The sequence below is a fragment of the Bdellovibrio sp. CKG001 genome (assembly GCF_055397465.1).
On the sequence record NZ_AP029173.1, the window covers coordinates 1,218,137 to 1,234,077 of the forward strand.

Sequence of the window (15,941 nt, forward strand, 5' to 3'; positions counted from 1 at the left end):
ATCGGCGAACTCCCGTACTGTCGTATCAGGAGGCTTTCCATGAAAGTTTTAGTAACATCTAGCACGGGAACAGTCGGTTCCAGAGTCGTTGAAAAGTTGCGGACACAGTCTGACGTTGAAGTCTATCAGGCCACACGTAAACCATCCATGGCCGGACAAGTTCATTTCGACCTTAGCAGTGAGCCCTCGTTGGAAAAGGCCCTGGTGGGGATGGACAAACTCGTATTAATCACACCAGCCAGCACCTCGGAAACTGAGGACAGTCTGCGGGTCGTCCGTTGTGCGCGAAAGGTGGGGGTCCGACACATTGTTTTTATGTCAATCCATCAAGTCGACAGGGCGCCACACATTCCTCACTTTGCTTCGAAAATCGAGATTCAGAAAGAGCTGGTAAGGTCGGGGTTACCCTGGACCACGATTGCACCCAATAACTTCTATCAGAATGACTACTGGTTCAAAGAAAGCCTTCTGGATCATGGCATCTATCCGCAACCTTACGGCCATGTTGGTCTAAGTCGGGTGGACGCTGATGATATTGCCACAGCTTTGGCAAACGCCGTTAAGCGCGAGGATCTGGTAGGGCAGATATTCCCTTTGGTGGGGCCAGAGGCTCTGACCGTTCAGGATGTTTGCGACACTTACGCTCGCCATCTGAAGAAGGATATTTTGTATGGCGGGGATGATCTAAAACGCTGGTTTGATTTTAACAAGCAGTTTTTGCCAGAGTGGCTTTTGATGGACTGGTTGCAGATGTATGAATTCTTCCAGGCACAGGGATTACGGGCTTCTGCTTTGGATTATATTCAGCAGGAAAAGATTTTGGGACATCCCCCCAAGCAGTTTGAAACTTTTGTGAAAGAAACCGTGCAGCTTTGGAAAAAATAAGGAAAGGAAGTCATATGAAAATTGTCATTCTTATAGTGAGTTTGTTTTTGGTAAACCCTCTGTGGGCCGGCAGTGGGGTGAAATCAGCAGAAATCGAAAGAGGAAGATATCTTGTCATGGTTACGGGATGTAACGACTGCCATACTCCCAACTATGGGATGCAAGGGGGTAAAGTCCCAGAGGCTGCTTGGCTGGTGGGGGATCGCACTGGCTGGAAGGGGCCGTGGGGAGTGACTTATGCCAGCAATATCCGTTCTCGTGTTCAGGGGATGAAAGAGCAAGAGTTTGTGAAGTATGCCAAGGCCATGAAAACAAGACCTCCCATGCCGTGGTACTCATTGAATGCGATGACCGAGTCGGATTTGATTGCGCTCTACAGATATATTGTGTCGCTGGGGCCGAGTGACAACCAAATTCCTCTGGGGCAGGCGCCTGGTGAAAAGCCGCGAGGTCCTTTTATGGATACGACAGTCAGAACACCCTAGGAGCAAAGGCCGGCCTTGTTTGTTGACGAGGTGCGGTCTGAGTCAGTATAGTCGAGCCGTGATCGAATTTCGACCACGGCTTAACTACTCATAGGAAAAGACAATGAAAAATAAAAAATGGTTTGCTGTTAAAACGCTCTATGTAACTCGTGCTGTGGGTAAGTCCAGCGCTAAAGGCAAGCAGGCCTTTGCGGAATTGCTTGAAGAGCGTGTGGTTTTGTTCCAGGCAGCAAACGCCAATGCGGCAGTCAAAGCGGCAGAAAAAGATGCCAAAGAATACAGCCAGTACACATATCAGAACTTCGAAAACCAAATGGTTCGCACAGAGTATCTGAATGCCTGCGATGTGTTCGAGCTCTATGAGACTCTGGATAGTGGTGTTGAGCTTTTTGCCTCCACCGAAGTGTTGACGAAAAAAGCTTCCAAGGCAGATCTGATTGCCCGCAAGCTGGGACGCCTGGAAACACAAAGCACCATTAAAATGCGCAAAAGATTCATGAGCAAGGAATTGGGTTCCTACCTCTAATGTCCCGCAGGGACGGACTCCACAACTAACGTCGTGGAAGTTGAAGATAAAAAGGCCGGGGAACCCCGGCCTTTTTTTGTAATCTGTTTGTTCTTTTCATCTTTCAGCAGTTCTGTTGAGATAGTGATATGAAACACAAAAGAAATTGGATCGTTGTTGTTCTGGTTGTGTCAGCAGGTTTGGCTGTCTTCGGATACCGCAAGTGGAAGGAACGTGAAGAGTTTCTGGAAGTTGTTCGGGCTTCGGCGGTTTCCATGCAAAAAAGAACTTTGGAGCAGGCTTTGGGGCCTCAATTGAACTTCATCCCCGAGCACAGGCAAACCGTCCTTTTGGCCATATTGGCATCGGCCAAAGCAGAGGTGCTTGAAGAAGTCCCCGTCAATGAAACAGAAAAAATGGTCCGCTTCCGTCTGAGTGTACTTTCGGAGGCCGGAGCCCGAGATCTGGCCGATCGATTCTTGAAATCTCACAACGAAAAAAAGATCCTGGGTGCGGATGAAATTGCCGAAGTGATCCAAAATCAAGTGGACAAGTCCATTCCCCGCCAGATTGTGGTTGGGGAACTGCGCATGGCAAAGAATGAACATCACTGGATCCTTTCTTCTGCGCCTACTCCATAGAGATCCAAGTGCTCCCATCACAGTAAGTCATTTTATTGGACGTGCTGTTGTAGTTAAATGCTCCCGCTAAAGCCGTCGGGGTCGCACATCCGGCACCACCGGCGCCAGGGGATGGGCCCATGGGTATCAGTACAGACCCGTTGCAGTAGGCATAAACATTGTTTGGTGCGATGTAATCAATGACTCCGGCCACAGTACAAGCTCCTTGCGTAACTAAGGGAAGCGCTTTGACAACTTCGAACGCGTGGCCTGATTGCTCTGGTGAATAAAGATACGGTGGAATAAACAACCCCTGAGTGGTGTACCCGGAAGTGTCATAGTAATCGTTGATCGCCGGACTGGCCGGCACTGAAATGTCAATCAAGGTAAGATCTCCGGTGCCCGAAACAGCATAAGCATAATTTCCCGACACTTCGAGGCTGGTCAAATCCGCAAGTCTTGTGGCGTGTGTGATGGACCCCAGCACGGACGGCGAGGTCGGAGTTGAAATATCCAGAATCACCAGCGACTTGTTGGTCGTGGTGATCACATAGGCTCTGTTGCCGACAACCTCGACATCCTTGCAGGTATTCAGGGAAGGATCGCTGAAGGACGTCAGCGAAAGGCCGACAGGATTTGAAATATCAATGATCGACAGCGCAGAGCCATTGCACGAATAAGCGTAGTTGCCAGAAATGGAAAGTCCCTGAACGGCGCCGGAAACGGAACCAACGATGTCTATATTATTTAGATCCGAAAGCGAAACTGCCGACAGTTTGGAGTTGCCAACGACAAACAAGTGACCGCCTTGGACCGCCAGATTGGAAACTCCCCAGAAGTTCGAGAAGCTGGAAAATTTCTTAACCAGGAACTGCGGGCTGGACGGATTGCTGATGTCCAGGATGCTGATTCCATAAGACGGGACTTCCCCGATATAAGCGTGGTTCCCGGAAATCTCCAGACGAGTGGCGCCAAACAGGCGCGGATGTGACCACGAGGACGTGATGGCCGGGCTTTCCGGATTTGAAATATCCACGACGGTCAATTGTCCCGAAGCCAGTACGAACGCGGTTGAGCCGACGGTTTTTACTGCTGAGGCACCGCGAAGTCGAGGCGCCAGCGATACGACCGACACAGGTTTTTGTGGAGCTGGCAGGGATATGATTTCAAACAAATAAAAAGTATCATTCGAGTCCGAGGCAATCAGTCGATTGGCTGAAAAGCTGACTCGCGAAAGATAGCTATTTGTGGAGGTGTTTATTGGGGATCCCAGCTGTTCCGGTGCCAGAGGATTGCTGATGTCCCAGACTGTGATTTTGGATTCGACCGTGTATAAGTTTGACCCAATAATATGCATTTCTGCCGGAACACACCCAGAGCATCCGGCAATGCCGTCAAACGAGATCTTGAGCAGCGGCGCGGTTTTATTGGTGATGTCGAAGACTTTGACCTTGCTGTCATTGATGAAAGCATGGTTTCCGCTGATCACGACGGTGTTGGCGTCGGTGTAAGATCCCGCCGAGGTTGTTCCGGCAATGATGGGGGCCGCGGGATTGGATATGTCGATGATGACCAGAAGTTTCGTGGAGGCGCAAAGGGTCACGGCGTAGGTTCCCGTCAAAGCCAGTCCCCGGCAATCAGAAAGATTGGCGTGCGTGAGCATTCCCGCAATCACGGGAGCCGACTTGGTCGTGATATCGATGACCGACAACCGGTTGCTGGAAAGATAGTAGGCATAGTTCCCGGCAACGGCGACTCTTCGACCGGAAGCCAGATTCGTGGCATGGGAAAGGAAACCAGTTATTGATGGGGTTGCCGGATTCGTGACGTCGATGACTGTGAAGTGTCCGCTGGCGGCGGTATAGGCGTAATTTCCGGATATAACGAGGTCTCCCAGAGCCGCAAGTTTACTGTCTTTTAAGGTGGCGACAATGGTGGGATTGGTGGCGTTGGTCGTCTCAGTGACCGTGATCGAGGTCGTTCTAGAGCTGCCGGTAAGAGCGTAATTGCCTTTGATGGCAATTCGCTGAATCGATTCATAGTCTGCCGGTGTTGCGACCGTGCTAAGTTGGGCAATCGCCAAGGGATTGCTGATGTTGTAAGAGCGAATCCCAGGAATGCCATTGTCGGTCACAAAGGCGGTAGAACCCGAAACGGCGATGCCGGCGCAGTTGCCACAATAAATAGAACTTTTCAGCACGGGAGCGTTTGGATTTGAAATATCCACAATGTTAGTCTGTTGTCCCGTGGTGTAGGCATAGTTCCCCGAGATAGCGACCTTGTCGGCGTAGTTGACCGAGGTGGTTTTTGCCACATAGGCGGGGGCTGACTTTGTTGTGATATCAACAACTACTAGGGCACTTCCCGTGATGATATAAGCATAGTTTCCGGATACGGCAATATCTCTGGCCGAGGACAAGTTGGAAATGTCATTTAAGGTGCCCACCAGGGTCGGGGCCGCAGGGCTTGAAATATCGAAAATTTTCAGATAACCGCTTTCGATTACATACAGATAGCTGCCGGAAGCCAGAACCTCTTTCGGCCAGGAAAAAGTAGGGCTGACGGTTGTGACATAAGTCGGCGCCGTGATCGTTGTGGCATTTAAGACCACAAGGCCCGAAGAACTGGCGGCATAAATGTAATTCCCGGCTCTGGTCAGTGCCATGACCTGAGACAGGCTTGAGTGATAGTAAGCGGCCACCAGGGTTGGTGCCGAAGGAGTGATAAGATCATAGATAAAGATGCTGGATTGATTGGGGCCGGCAATATAGAAATAGCTTCCATCAAAATAGGCGGCGGTGAAAAACAAGTTGCTGCTGACGGGAACTTTGGCTCTGCCATAGAAAGACATGGCAGCCGGATCGCTGACGTTATAGGTCCACAGCCCTCCGGTGGAATCCATGGTCACCACGGTGTTTCCGGCCATGTGGAGCTCTTGCGAATAAGTTGAATCGCCCGAGAAGACCTTGAATGATTCAGGAGGTTTTGGCATGCCGACGGGGTTCAGATCCAGGGTTGCGATAAATCCAGAGGAGCTGGCAACCCCGACAAGTTTGTTTCCATCATACGAAATCTTGCTTAGACCTTTCATGTAACTGGTCACAATGATTTTTTGTAGCACGGTGGGGTTAGTCGGATTTGTCAGATCCAGTGAATAGAAATCACCTGCGTCTGAGGCCGCATAAGCATAGTTGCCCTTTACGACTATGTCGTTGATCCAGTAAACATTGGAAATGGTTCCAACCTGGGCCGGAGCTGCCTTGTTGGTGATGTTGATGACAGAGGGCTCTGAGGACGAGCCACCCGTATTTCCAATGTAGGCATAGTTTCCATAAAGGGCGATGCTTTTGGGGCTGGAGCAGGACGAGCAATTCACAGATCCAGTAACGGACGGGGCGCTTTTGTTGGTAATATCAACGATGATCAGGTTTCGTGTGGAATTTCCAATGACATAGGCATAGTTTCCGGAAACAGCCAGTCCAGATGAATAGTTAAAACTGGCATGGGAAAGCGAGGATGTAAGCACGGGTGTGGCTTTGGTTGAGACATCCACAATCGCCAGTCTGCTACTGATGGCATAGACATAGTTTCCGCTGACAACGAGTTGGCTGGTGCTTAGGTATGTGTTGTTGAGACTGCCTACAAGGGTCGGAGCCACCGGATTTGAGATCGAAAGCACTCGAAGGGTCGAGGCATTTGTTGCGTAGAGATAGCTTCCATCGGTGGTGAGGGATTCAACTGCTCCTGCCGGGCCTTCGTAACTGCCCGCAAAAGTCGGATTGGCAAGATCGGAAATGTTATAAACGGCAATGTAGACATTTCCGCTTTGTGAAGACCCACCAAAGTAAGCGTAATTTCCGAAGACTGCGATTTTGCTGGCATTCAAACGGGAGGAATCCGTATCCAACAGCGCCGCCACGCCTTTAATCCCGCCATACTTTGTCGACACCCAGTTTGTGCCGTTGCAATATTTAACTTCTGCCGTGGCCGTAAAGTAATCCATGGCCCCAGCCACAGCAGCTGGCGAGGTGCAGTCAGCGAGTGCTGCAGGAGTTGATAAAAGCACCGCAGCCGCTGCAAACAGGCCGGTGATCAGAGGTCGGAGAAACTGTTGGAAGGAGGCGACGTGAGCTTTCATGAGAGAATCTTCCTGTTATTTCTGCAGTTTCCTGAATTGCGCTTCAATCGCGGAGAGGCGATTTTCCAGTTCTTTGTTTTTGTCTTCAAGTTCCTTTACGGCGGCTTTGAGTTCTTTGTTCTCTTCCTGAACCGAGGCGATATCACGTCGAGTATTTTTATCGACCTGCTGAAGGGCTCCAATAGTCCATGGAATCAAGCCGATATAGTTCACACCATAATAGTTTCCATTAAGATCAACCCGCTTTACCAGATTTGGCAAAAGAACCATCATGTCCTGAGCCATGACACCGTACTCGGTGCGCCCGTTAGGATCGTCTTTCATGATGTAAGAATAAACTGGAATTTTTCGAATCATTTCCAGAGTTGAGTGGATGGGCTGAATATTCTTTTTTAATCGACGGTCAGAAATATCTGTCAGAGTTCCAGTGAACTGGATATCACCCACGACGTGAAGTGCACTGGCCGGGGAGACGGTTCCAATTCCGACATTTCCTGAACTGTTAATGGTCATGCGTGCGGTGTTGTTGGTCTTAAAGGAAAGATCATTAGCATTCGTGCTTCCCAGGCTGATGGCGCCAGCCTGTCCCCCCAAAAGAACCGCATCTGTGATGCCGTATCCCGAAAGTGTTGTCGGCTTTGAAGTGATCGAGGACCAGGCCGGCGTCACGGTGGTGTTGGCGGCGGCCGTCAGGCGTCCTTGGGCATCCACCGTGAAAGTTGCAACCTGCGTGGCACTTCCATAAGAGCCCAGAGTCACAGAGGTGTTCGCTAAAGAGATTGTTCCACTGGAGGTGATGGGACCACCGGTGAGTCCCGTGCCAGTGGCCACGGAAGTGACGGTACCCGAGCTTCCGGCGGATCCACACTCCCAACCATTAACGGTTTTCGTTAGAACTTGACCGTTGGTGCAGGCCACGTTGTTCGGTGCATAGGTGAAGTACTTGCCAGCACCACTGGTGATTTTGTTCACCGCAAGATCATTGATTTTTGCATCGGTGACGGCAAGGTTACTGATCTTCGTTGTAGTCACTGCATTGGCAGCAATAGCAGTTGAGGTTGTTCCAGCTGTTAATGTCACATCGCCAGTCAAGGCGGGCATGCGTGCCGCCGCCAGTGTACCGGTGGCATCTGCCGAGCTTAAGTCCACGGAGTTTTTAGTGGCCAGACTTCCCAGACCTGTGATATCGGCGTTGGAAAGTTTTGCCGCCAGCCATGCCAGACCATTCCAGCGCAGGGTTTGCCCAGAGGTCGATCCGTTGGCAATCGAGATTTCCGGAGAAGATCCGCCCGAACTAGCTAGTGGAGCTGCGGCGGTGACCCCCGTAACGGTTCCTCCGGCAGGAGCTTGGCAGGCGAATCCCGCCACTGTCCACGTGGGCACATTTCCAGCGGTAGAGCAGGCGAAGTTGAAGAACTTCCCGGTGGCATCTTTCATTACCAAACCTGTTGTGGCCGTATTCACGCCAGTATAATTTAGATCCGTTCCCAAAATGGTGCCGTCTGCGATTTTTCCTGTGGTCACTGCATTGGCGGCAATCGTTGCAGCAGAAGAACCCGGACCGGTCGCGGTCACATCTCCAGTCAACGCAGTCATATAGCTGCCAGCGGGTTGTTTTGCATTGAAGATATCAAACTCGACTTTGCTGATCAGACCGGCTTGAACCCCGGTGGCAGAGGCCAGAGGGATGTTCAAGGTATGAGAATTTGCAGACGAAGACCAGGCCGGCACGGTGCCCGCCGTTCCTGGTGTTGCGAAGGTTTGAGCCGATCCGGTCTGTCCATTCAGTGAGGTCAAGCCCGCGCCCGAGATTCCCAAAGCCTGAGCGGCAGAACCGTCCCAGTATTTGACTTGATTGGTGGAAGTGTTGAACCAGGTTTTTCCTTTATCTGAAACACCCCATCCGGCGATAAGTGTGGCTTCGGTGGTGTTGGTATAATTACCCAGTCCCAGGGAACCACTCATCACATCGCCGGTTTTGTTGACCGGAGTGAACCCCAATGCTGTGGTCACGTCCGCTGAAGCAATATTGGCAGCGGAGGTGACACGTCCCTTGGTATCGACAGTGACCTTGGAATAAGTTCCTGCGGCGACTCCAGAGTTTGCCAGAGTCAGTGCGCCGGAAGAATTCAAGGTTGCATCACCACTCATGCTGACTGCGGTGGCAACACTGGAGCCGTTGCCGACCCAGATGTTCGCCGTGGCAAGTGAAGGCAGTAGAGGCGTGGGGGCCTGACAGGCAAAGCCCGCAGCAGTCCACGTCAAAAGATGTCCATTGGTGGAGCATCCCAGTTCAGTAAACTTACCAGTGACATCGACTAAAGCGATCTGGGTCGTTGCTGTGTTGACGCCGCTGAAGTCCAGGTCCGCTTTTACCACAGATCCATCCAGAATTTTTGTCGAGTTTACAGCTCCGGCAGCAATGCTGGCGGCCGCAGAGCCAGGCCCGGAGGCTGTGACATCCCCAGTGAGGGCCGTGACATAGTTTCCAGCAGGTTGTTTGGCGCTAAACGTATCGTAATCAGAGCGACTGATCAAACCAGCAGAGACAGAAGCTGTGGAAGCCATGGGGATATTCAGAGTGTGCGTGTTGGCAGAAGAGCTCCAGCCGGGTTCAGTTCCGGCGCTTCCCACAGCGAGAGACTGCGAGCCTCCGGTTTGTCCTGCGATGGAAGTGATGCCAGCACCAGCCAGTCCCAAAGCCTGCGCCGTCGATCCGTTCCAGAACTTGATCGTGTTTTCATTTGAGTTGAACCAGGTGTAACCTTCGTGGGCCGCCGTCAGACTTGCGACCAGAGCGGCCTCTTGAATGGTTGTATACACACCAAGACCCAGCGCGCGCTGCGGACTCATCAGAATATATCCTGTGTTGGTCAGATTCTGGCTGTCCATATTCAGAGGACCTGCCATGGTATCACCACTTTTACTGACGGCATCTGTAATGCCGTAACCGCTCAGAGTTGTGGGTTTTCCAGAAGCGATCTTCGACCAATCCAGAGAAGGGACATCAGTCGCCGTCAGAGCGCCGTTGATCCAGGCTCCTCCGTCGAAACGAAAGAACTGACCAGTTGCCGGCGCGGTGACATTCACGTCGGTCCCTTTGATCTTATTGACTGTGTTGCTGCCGGGGGCTCCGCTGACATCTCCGGCCAGAGTGGGAGCCGAGGGAAGGGAAGCCCAGCTTCCATCACCACGAAGATAGGAACTGGCATCCGCTGTTCCCGTGGGTGACATTGTGGCCAAAGGACCAAGACCTAAATTAGTTCTTGCGGCAGCAGCGGAAGTGGCACCGGTTCCCCCATTGGCAATGGCGACTGTGCCCGTGACATTGGTTGCTGTTGTTGAAGTAGAGGCCGCGTAAGTTCCGGCAAGAAGTTCGGCCATGACCGTGCTTGAAAACCACGCCTCTGCCGCTCCTTGAGTCAGCCCGGTCGGGGTGTTCACAGTCAGGAACTGATCAGCAGCTTTCCCGCCCAGTTTATCAGCGTCGCCGGACTTTTCAGCGCGAATCGCATAAGGGGCCGCACGCATGTTGAAGTCGGCAGTGATTCCCAGACTGTTGACGACGATACGTAGTTTTCTGGAATCTGTGGAGCTCGGAGCGTAGTCGGTAAAGCCATTTGAGCAGGTGAGTCCTGTCTTTGGCTTGTCATCAAAGACCTCATCGAAAGTCAGCGAGGGCATGGGTGACTTCGTTCCTTTTCCCACCACCAGATATAGATATCCTTTTTCAATCTGAACGCCGGTGTGCATCTCCTGCCAAAGAACGCAAGAGTTCCCATCGCTGCGAACACCCAGGATCTGCACAATCACATTAGATAGAGACGATGGAAAATTCGGACTGGTGGGGTTGAGCGTGTCTTTGATGACCCCTTGAAAGGTGATGCCCCTGTTGCCATTGTTTGCCTGGGCAGAAACGCCAGCCATGACAGTGAGAGCTGAGACAAGGAATGAGGTCGTTTTATTCATATACTATCACCCCTTCAATTACATATTGTCCGCTGACTTTTTTCTCGGCCACTTCACCGACTTGACCATGCACTTCGTAGTGTCCTGACCTTGAAACTTCAGATTGTTGAAAATCTTTGTTAAGGCGGATCTCTGCAGGCAGTGTCTTGTTGGCTGCGAGGTCCTGTATGTTGGCATCCAGAGAACAGGCCATCAGCAAGCCACTAGCGGCTGCCAAGAGTGTCAAATTAAGATGAAAAAGCGAGAACCGTTCCATGTTCATGTTTTCGGTTGCTCGTAGAGGTGCCAATAGTCACCCAAATGGAGAATTTGAGTCCTTACCTAAAGCCACGGTGTAAATTCGGATTAATTTTGTGAAAGGGATCTGTTGGATGACAATGCAGCAATAAAAGTGGATGGTCGGCGTGCACCTTTACCTTGGTTTTGCGGGCGGGGATGCCTACACTGATAAGGTAAGAGGTGGGGTCTTTATGAAGCTTTTGATTTTTATTTTGAGTCTGGTGTGCGTCGGAACACTTTCTGCGCAGGAAAAAGAATATGTCAAACCTTCCGACGCTGAGTTAAAGAAGATGCTGACCCCCATGCAGTATCAGTGCACGCAGCAGGCTGCGACGGAAAGACCCTTCGACAATGCTTATTGGGACAATAAAAAAGAGGGCATCTACGTTGATATCGTCAGCGGAGAACCACTCTTCAGCTCCACGGACAAATATGATTCCGGCACGGGGTGGCCCAGCTTTACCAAACCCATCGATGACAGCGCCATTGTGACTCGGCCTGATCGCGAACTGTCTGTGGAACGGACGGAGCTGCGCTCGAAGAAGGCCGATTCCCATTTGGGGCATGTGTTCGATGATGGCCCCAAAGACAAAGGTGGCAAACGTTTTTGTATAAACTCGGCTGCTTTGAAGTTCATTCCGGTGGAGGAACTGGAAGCCAAGGGGTACGGTCGCTACCTGTCGCTTTTCCCTAAGAAAGAAAAAGGAAAGAAAAAGTAAGCAGGCGACTCTGCATCATTCCAAGTAATAATCTGGCATTCACAGGGTCATATTTTGACCCTTCTTTCTTTTTAATGGATCAAAGGAGCAAAACTAAATATTTCTGTTTTCGAACGTTCGTTTTGAACAGAAGGAGACTGAAGTGAAAAAAATTGCCCTGACTTTAGGATTGTTACTTGGTGGATCCCAGACCTGGGCCGGCGCTTTGCCCTATGAGTGGCATGCTTGCACGGCTCAAAGAGTCGCTGAAGACGGAACCGTGCTGAAATTCAGTGGTGCAGGGATGAGTGAGCAGGAAGCTTCGGAAAATGCCTTGTATCGTTGCAACTTCGGTTTGAGCGAAGATGCCTGCCAAGTGACGAACTGTTCCTGGCAGACGGTGCGCCCAAGAAAGCCGTAAGGATGACTTTGTCGGCGGGGGCTTGGAGCCCCCTTTGTGACATTTCAAATTGCAATCTAACCTTTGTTGGCGCTCAGTTTCAGAAGCTTATTCCGTATCTGGCGGGTCCGGGCCTCATCAGTGGTCAGGCCGGCAGCTTTGTTGTACATGGCTTTAGCTTCTTCGGTCATGGATTCCATCACGTAGGCGTCAGCCAGATGTTCGGCAATAATGCTGGCTGAAGACTGATAACCATAGGCTTTCTTCAGCACCTGGATGGATTCGGCGAATCTTTTTTGCTTGAACAGAACCCATCCCAGCGTATCCAGAACATAACCGTCTGTGGGCTCCAGCTCTAAAGCACGACGAGCCAGCTTTTCCGCCTCGGGAAGGTGTAGATTCATTTCTGCCAAAGTGAAGGCCAGATAACTCATGCTTTGAACGTGATTGGGTTCAAGCTCCAGCACTTTCTTCATTTGTGCGATCATACTGTCTTTTTGGCCCAGTCGATCCAACATCAACGCATGTTGAAAGAGCAGGGCGACATTCTTTGAAAACTTGTTTAATCCTTCTTCCAGAATTCGTGCGGCCCCCAGATAGTCAGACTTGGCATCCAGCAGAGAGGCATACATGGTGTAAACCTGAGGCTGATCGGCCTTCGTTTTTAAGCCCTTTTCAGTGACATCCAGGGCCTGATTGATTTTTCCGAGGCCTTTGAGCAGATGGGCCGCATGCACTACGGCTTCACTGAAGTGGGCACTGGATGGAGGCACTAACATGTATTCGTGAATAGCACTGTCCACCGCACCGGTTTCTTCGTAGACCGCGGCAAGATAAAAGCGGGCTGAATCCGCAGACGGAGACTTCGTTACAATGTCCTTCAACTTGGCAGCGGCCAGGTGAAAGCGCTTTTGTTCAATCAGAAGAAGGGCCATTTTCATCTGATTCTCCAAAGAGTCCTCCGAGTTCCCGGCAATGACTTCCAGTTGCTCATAGGCTTTGTCAGCTTCTCCGCTTTCAATGTGTATTTGCGCGATGATATCGGCGACACTTCGATTGAAGCGGTTTTGTTTTTGGAACTCAAGACACAAAGCCAGAGCCTTGGTGCGGTCGTTGTTTTTTAAGTAAAAGTTTGCCAGCGAGACAACGCCATCCTCATAATCCGGCTTAAGTGCCAGGGACTTTTTAAATGCCTTTTCGGCGGCCACCTGATGTTTGACTCCGTCTTGATCCTGACGAATAAGGCCCAGATAGTAGTAAGCCACGTGCGGGGTTTCATAGTTGGGATTATTCAACAGAGATTTGAAAAACTGCTCAGCCTTTTTATAGTCCTTTTTGTCGGCGTAAAGCGAGCCAATATAGACGGGTGCCTCCTCATTTTCAGGCTGCAGGCGCAGGACCAGGGTGTATTGTGAAATCGCTTTGTCGTAAAGCTTCTCGGCTGAATAGAGGCCCCCGAGAAAGAGGTGAGCTTCAATATTCTTCGGGTCTTGCAGCACAGCTTGTTGCGCGTGGAAGATGGCTTTATCCATCTTGTCGGCTTTGAGGTATTCTGCCGACAGCCGCATGTGCACTGTTGGGGAAACGGGATCCATCGCCAGCACTTTTTCAAAGAGCTCGATGGAGCGCTCGGGTTTTCCTTCGTGGCTAGAAACTTCTGCTAAGATAAAATTGTAGTCCGCCTGCGAACGTGTGTTGATGGTTGAGTTTTCTGCTCTGCTGTCGGGGATTGAGGATTCTTTCTTGGGTAAGCTGCTGCACGCAGTGAGAGTCAGTAATAGGGCTATACTCGCAGGGGTCTTGAAGGATGGAAGCATCAGTTCTCCTTGTCAGGTTGCAGTGTAAAAAACTTTATAACATTTTGCTTTTTATCAGACAGGAATCGCCGCAAACCTAGTCTAAGAGGGGGTTCTAGGGCGTGAGGAAATCTGAATAATCGGATCCTTCATTAATCCACAACAGCTTGGTCAGGACTTGAGTCAAACAACAAGCAGGAGTTCTTTGTTTAGCCAACTTCTCAAAACTGCGAGAAGCTGAAGAACCAGATCACCAAAGGAGTATCTATGAGGACCGCGCAAGAAAAGCCCACATCGTCATCAGTACACAAACACTCCAGTCCTGATGCGAGGTTGTTGGAATTGGAGCGAAAGTTCCCGGTGCCTGTCGAGCAGCTCTTTGAGGCATTCACAACTTCTGAAAGTTTAAAGCAGTGGTGGTGGCCCCAAGGAATGTATGCGGATCAGGTGGAGATTGATTTTCGCGAAGGTGGCAGGTACCTCATCAATATGAAAGGTTATGAATCTAGTTCTGGTGGTATGACCGGCCACTTTGAAGAGATCATTCAAAACGAGCGCATTGTCATGACCGATCAGTTTGCCGACAGGAAGGGGGATGCGATTTCAGCCAAGGAAGCCAATATGCCTGGGGTTTGGCCAGAGATGGCTTACATCACACTGGAGTTTGAATCCCTTGACAGTCAAACCAGTCAGTTGAAACTGTTTCAGCAGGGAATTCCAAATGAATATCATGGCGACTGTATTCAGGGTTGGGCGGAGTCTTTTGATAAGCTGCAGAAGTATCTTGGCAGTCCCAGACATTAGGAGTTTAAAATGTGCAGGCCGCCCAGGCATCGGCTTTGCTGCGAACACTGCGCTCAATATTGATCCCTTTGGGATAAGTACCGGCGCTCCCTTGGCGGGCGACAATTCCAAAATAGTTTTTGCGACGATCCCAGAAGGGGTAAGCACCAAAAGCGCCGGGGCTTGAGACCCGGCCGTTGCTGCTGTTGCAATTGTAGGTGGTGCTTTGACATTCATGCCATAGGCCCAGACCATAGTGCCACTCTTCATTAAGATCCGTTTTAGGGGGGGAGTAGAGCATCTGACTGGAGGAGGTCTGATCTTTTAAAAGTTCTGTCATGGAGGATGAACTCAGCAGTGTCCCTGCTTTCAGGGCCCGCAGAAAATCAAGATATTCGCTGGCCTGCCAGTGCATTCCGCCCGCCAAGCGGGGATTGCTGCTAGAGGGAAGGTCATAGGCCGCAGAAGTGAATAGCCCCGTGTCACTTTTAAACTGTGCAAAAATGTCCTGCCAGGAACTGCCTGTTGCATGCTGCGCCATGAGTCCTGCCACCTGCATGTGCGCACCGGAATAGTAAAACACCGTTCCCGGAATGTAGGTGTTTGTTGCGTTGGCGGAGGCCATGTTTTTGGTGCAGTTTTCAAAATTTCCGGAGGCACTATGCAGACAAAGTAGTTCGTCGGTCATCCCCGAGCGAAAGCTAAGAAGATGCGCCAGCGTCATATTGTAGATCGCATCTGTTGAGTTTACAGGCCAGGACGGGATGTATTTCTGAGGCTTATCCGTCAAAGATAAGATCCCCTTATCCACCAGCCGCAGCAGAATGACGGAGGTGACCAGTTTGGACGTGGAAGCAGATTCGTAGGAGGTTGTCAGGCTGGAGGCGCCATAGCTGTAAGTAAACTTCCGTCCATCTGAACGTTCAATGGAGTAAGTAAAGGGAACTTCCGACGAGGCGCCGGTGCTTAATATCGCCGCCATTTCAGATTCAAGGTCGGTGGTGGAACAGGCGGTTTCTTCGGGCGGTGTTGTGTCGCCCGAATTTGATTTGCACGATATCAATGCAACAACACATGTAAGTACCAGCAACCATCTATATCTCACAACGCACCTGACTTTTTAGAAGATATAAGTCAGTATAAATGCTCTGCAACCCAGTGACAGTTAATTTCTTAAAGGGGCCAGTCCTATTTCGAATCCAAAGCCATAAGGAACTGCTTTTGTTTTTTATAGGCCTTAAAAAGCTCCCAGTATTGTTTCAGTTTTCGCTCTCTAATGCTTTGTATGGATTCCTCATGCGCCTCTTGCCATAGAAATCTCAGCTCACGGTCCATTCGGTCGAGTTGTTGGGAAATGTTTTGTGTGTTCATATTTCACCTGAA

General features: G+C 50.6%; 13 protein-coding genes. 7 read left to right on the forward strand and 6 right to left on the reverse strand.

Annotation, left to right across the window (positions count from 1 at the left end):
• Nucleotides 1-39: 39 nt before the first annotated feature.
• The 4 genes from ACZ50P_RS06055 (at nucleotide 40) to ACZ50P_RS06070 (ending at nucleotide 2,516) form a co-directional block, all read left to right on the forward strand.
• A complete protein-coding gene (locus ACZ50P_RS06055) occupies nucleotides 40-885 on the forward strand; it encodes an SDR family oxidoreductase (protein WP_464134283.1) in 846 nt (281 codons plus the stop codon).
• Nucleotides 886-899: 14 nt separating this feature from the next.
• Entirely contained in the window at nucleotides 900-1,370 is a 471-nt protein-coding gene (locus tag ACZ50P_RS06060) for a c-type cytochrome (protein WP_464134285.1), read from the forward strand.
• 103 nt (nucleotides 1,371-1,473) lie between these two features.
• The gene (locus ACZ50P_RS06065) at nucleotides 1,474-1,896 is read left to right on the forward strand and encodes a DUF4288 domain-containing protein (RefSeq protein ID WP_464134288.1); all 423 of its coding nucleotides are present in this window, start codon (nucleotides 1,474-1,476) and stop codon (nucleotides 1,894-1,896) included.
• 128 nt (nucleotides 1,897-2,024) lie between these two features.
• On the forward strand, nucleotides 2,025-2,516 hold the full coding sequence (locus tag ACZ50P_RS06070) for a hypothetical protein (protein ID WP_464134290.1): 492 nt from the start codon (nucleotides 2,025-2,027) through the stop codon (nucleotides 2,514-2,516).
• On the opposite strand, the gene ACZ50P_RS06075 is transcribed toward ACZ50P_RS06070, so the two are convergent.
• Genes ACZ50P_RS06075 through ACZ50P_RS06085 form a run of 3 tightly spaced genes read right to left on the reverse strand, consistent with a single transcriptional unit; the run spans nucleotide 2,506 to nucleotide 10,864 of the window.
• A complete protein-coding gene (locus ACZ50P_RS06075; RefSeq protein ID WP_464134293.1) occupies nucleotides 2,506-6,633 on the reverse strand; it encodes an LVIVD repeat-containing protein in 4,128 nt (1,375 codons plus the stop codon). The two genes, ACZ50P_RS06070 and ACZ50P_RS06075, sit on opposite strands and share 11 nt — an antisense overlap.
• A 15-nt stretch (nucleotides 6,634-6,648) precedes the next feature.
• Complete coding sequence (locus ACZ50P_RS06080) at nucleotides 6,649-10,602, reverse strand: tail fiber domain-containing protein (RefSeq protein WP_464134294.1); 3,954 nt, start codon at nucleotides 10,600-10,602, stop codon at nucleotides 6,649-6,651.
• Nucleotides 10,595-10,864, reverse strand: coding sequence for a hypothetical protein (locus ACZ50P_RS06085; RefSeq protein ID WP_464134295.1), 270 nt, complete (start codon nucleotides 10,862-10,864; stop codon nucleotides 10,595-10,597). Before ACZ50P_RS06085 ends, ACZ50P_RS06080 begins: the two co-directional genes overlap by 8 nt.
• A gap of 208 nt (nucleotides 10,865-11,072) precedes the next feature.
• Between ACZ50P_RS06085 and msrB the strand changes: the two genes are divergently transcribed.
• Both msrB and ACZ50P_RS06095 read left to right on the forward strand, forming a co-directional pair.
• Nucleotides 11,073-11,600 (forward strand): peptide-methionine (R)-S-oxide reductase MsrB, encoded by a 528-nt coding sequence (gene msrB, locus ACZ50P_RS06090; RefSeq protein ID WP_464134298.1) that lies wholly within the window; start codon nucleotides 11,073-11,075, stop codon nucleotides 11,598-11,600.
• 142 nt (nucleotides 11,601-11,742) lie between these two features.
• Nucleotides 11,743-12,000: a hypothetical protein gene (locus ACZ50P_RS06095; RefSeq protein ID WP_464134300.1), complete on the forward strand. Its 258-nt coding sequence runs from the start codon at nucleotides 11,743-11,745 to the stop codon at nucleotides 11,998-12,000.
• A gap of 56 nt (nucleotides 12,001-12,056) precedes the next feature.
• On the opposite strand, the gene ACZ50P_RS06100 is transcribed toward ACZ50P_RS06095, so the two are convergent.
• Nucleotides 12,057-13,796, reverse strand: coding sequence for a tetratricopeptide repeat protein (locus tag ACZ50P_RS06100; protein WP_464134303.1), 1,740 nt, complete (start codon nucleotides 13,794-13,796; stop codon nucleotides 12,057-12,059).
• A 246-nt stretch (nucleotides 13,797-14,042) separates the two neighbouring features.
• On the opposite strand from ACZ50P_RS06100, the gene ACZ50P_RS06105 reads away from it, so the two are divergent.
• The gene (locus tag ACZ50P_RS06105; protein WP_464134305.1) at nucleotides 14,043-14,579 is read left to right on the forward strand and encodes an SRPBCC family protein; all 537 of its coding nucleotides are present in this window, start codon (nucleotides 14,043-14,045) and stop codon (nucleotides 14,577-14,579) included.
• Nucleotides 14,580-14,583: 4 nt separating this feature from the next.
• Here the strand turns inward: ACZ50P_RS06105 and ACZ50P_RS06110 are convergent, their stop codons facing one another.
• On the reverse strand, nucleotides 14,584-15,663 hold the full coding sequence (locus ACZ50P_RS06110; RefSeq protein WP_464134307.1) for a serine hydrolase domain-containing protein: 1,080 nt from the start codon (nucleotides 15,661-15,663) through the stop codon (nucleotides 14,584-14,586).
• Between the two features lie 83 nt (nucleotides 15,664-15,746).
• Nucleotides 15,747-15,929, reverse strand: coding sequence for a hypothetical protein (locus ACZ50P_RS06115; protein WP_464134310.1), 183 nt, complete (start codon nucleotides 15,927-15,929; stop codon nucleotides 15,747-15,749).
• Nucleotides 15,930-15,941 lie beyond the last annotated feature (12 nt).

Coding starts and splice junctions, on each gene's coding strand:
- ACZ50P_RS06055 (WP_464134283.1), top strand. CDS start 40: ATGAAAGTTTTAGTAACATCTAGCACGGGAACAGTCGGTTCCAGAGTC.
- ACZ50P_RS06060 (WP_464134285.1), top strand. CDS start 900: ATGAAAATTGTCATTCTTATAGTGAGTTTGTTTTTGGTAAACCCTCTG.
- ACZ50P_RS06065 (WP_464134288.1), top strand. CDS start 1,474: ATGAAAAATAAAAAATGGTTTGCTGTTAAAACGCTCTATGTAACTCGT.
- ACZ50P_RS06070 (WP_464134290.1), top strand. CDS start 2,025: ATGAAACACAAAAGAAATTGGATCGTTGTTGTTCTGGTTGTGTCAGCA.
- ACZ50P_RS06075 (WP_464134293.1), bottom strand. CDS start 6,633: ATGAAAGCTCACGTCGCCTCCTTCCAACAGTTTCTCCGACCTCTGATC.
- ACZ50P_RS06080 (WP_464134294.1), bottom strand. CDS start 10,602: ATGAATAAAACGACCTCATTCCTTGTCTCAGCTCTCACTGTCATGGCT.
- ACZ50P_RS06085 (WP_464134295.1), bottom strand. CDS start 10,864: ATGAACATGGAACGGTTCTCGCTTTTTCATCTTAATTTGACACTCTTG.
- msrB (WP_464134298.1), top strand. CDS start 11,073: ATGAAGCTTTTGATTTTTATTTTGAGTCTGGTGTGCGTCGGAACACTT.
- ACZ50P_RS06100 (WP_464134303.1), bottom strand. CDS start 13,796: ATGCTTCCATCCTTCAAGACCCCTGCGAGTATAGCCCTATTACTGACT.
- ACZ50P_RS06105 (WP_464134305.1), top strand. CDS start 14,043: ATGAGGACCGCGCAAGAAAAGCCCACATCGTCATCAGTACACAAACAC.
- ACZ50P_RS06115 (WP_464134310.1), bottom strand. CDS start 15,929: ATGAACACACAAAACATTTCCCAACAACTCGACCGAATGGACCGTGAG.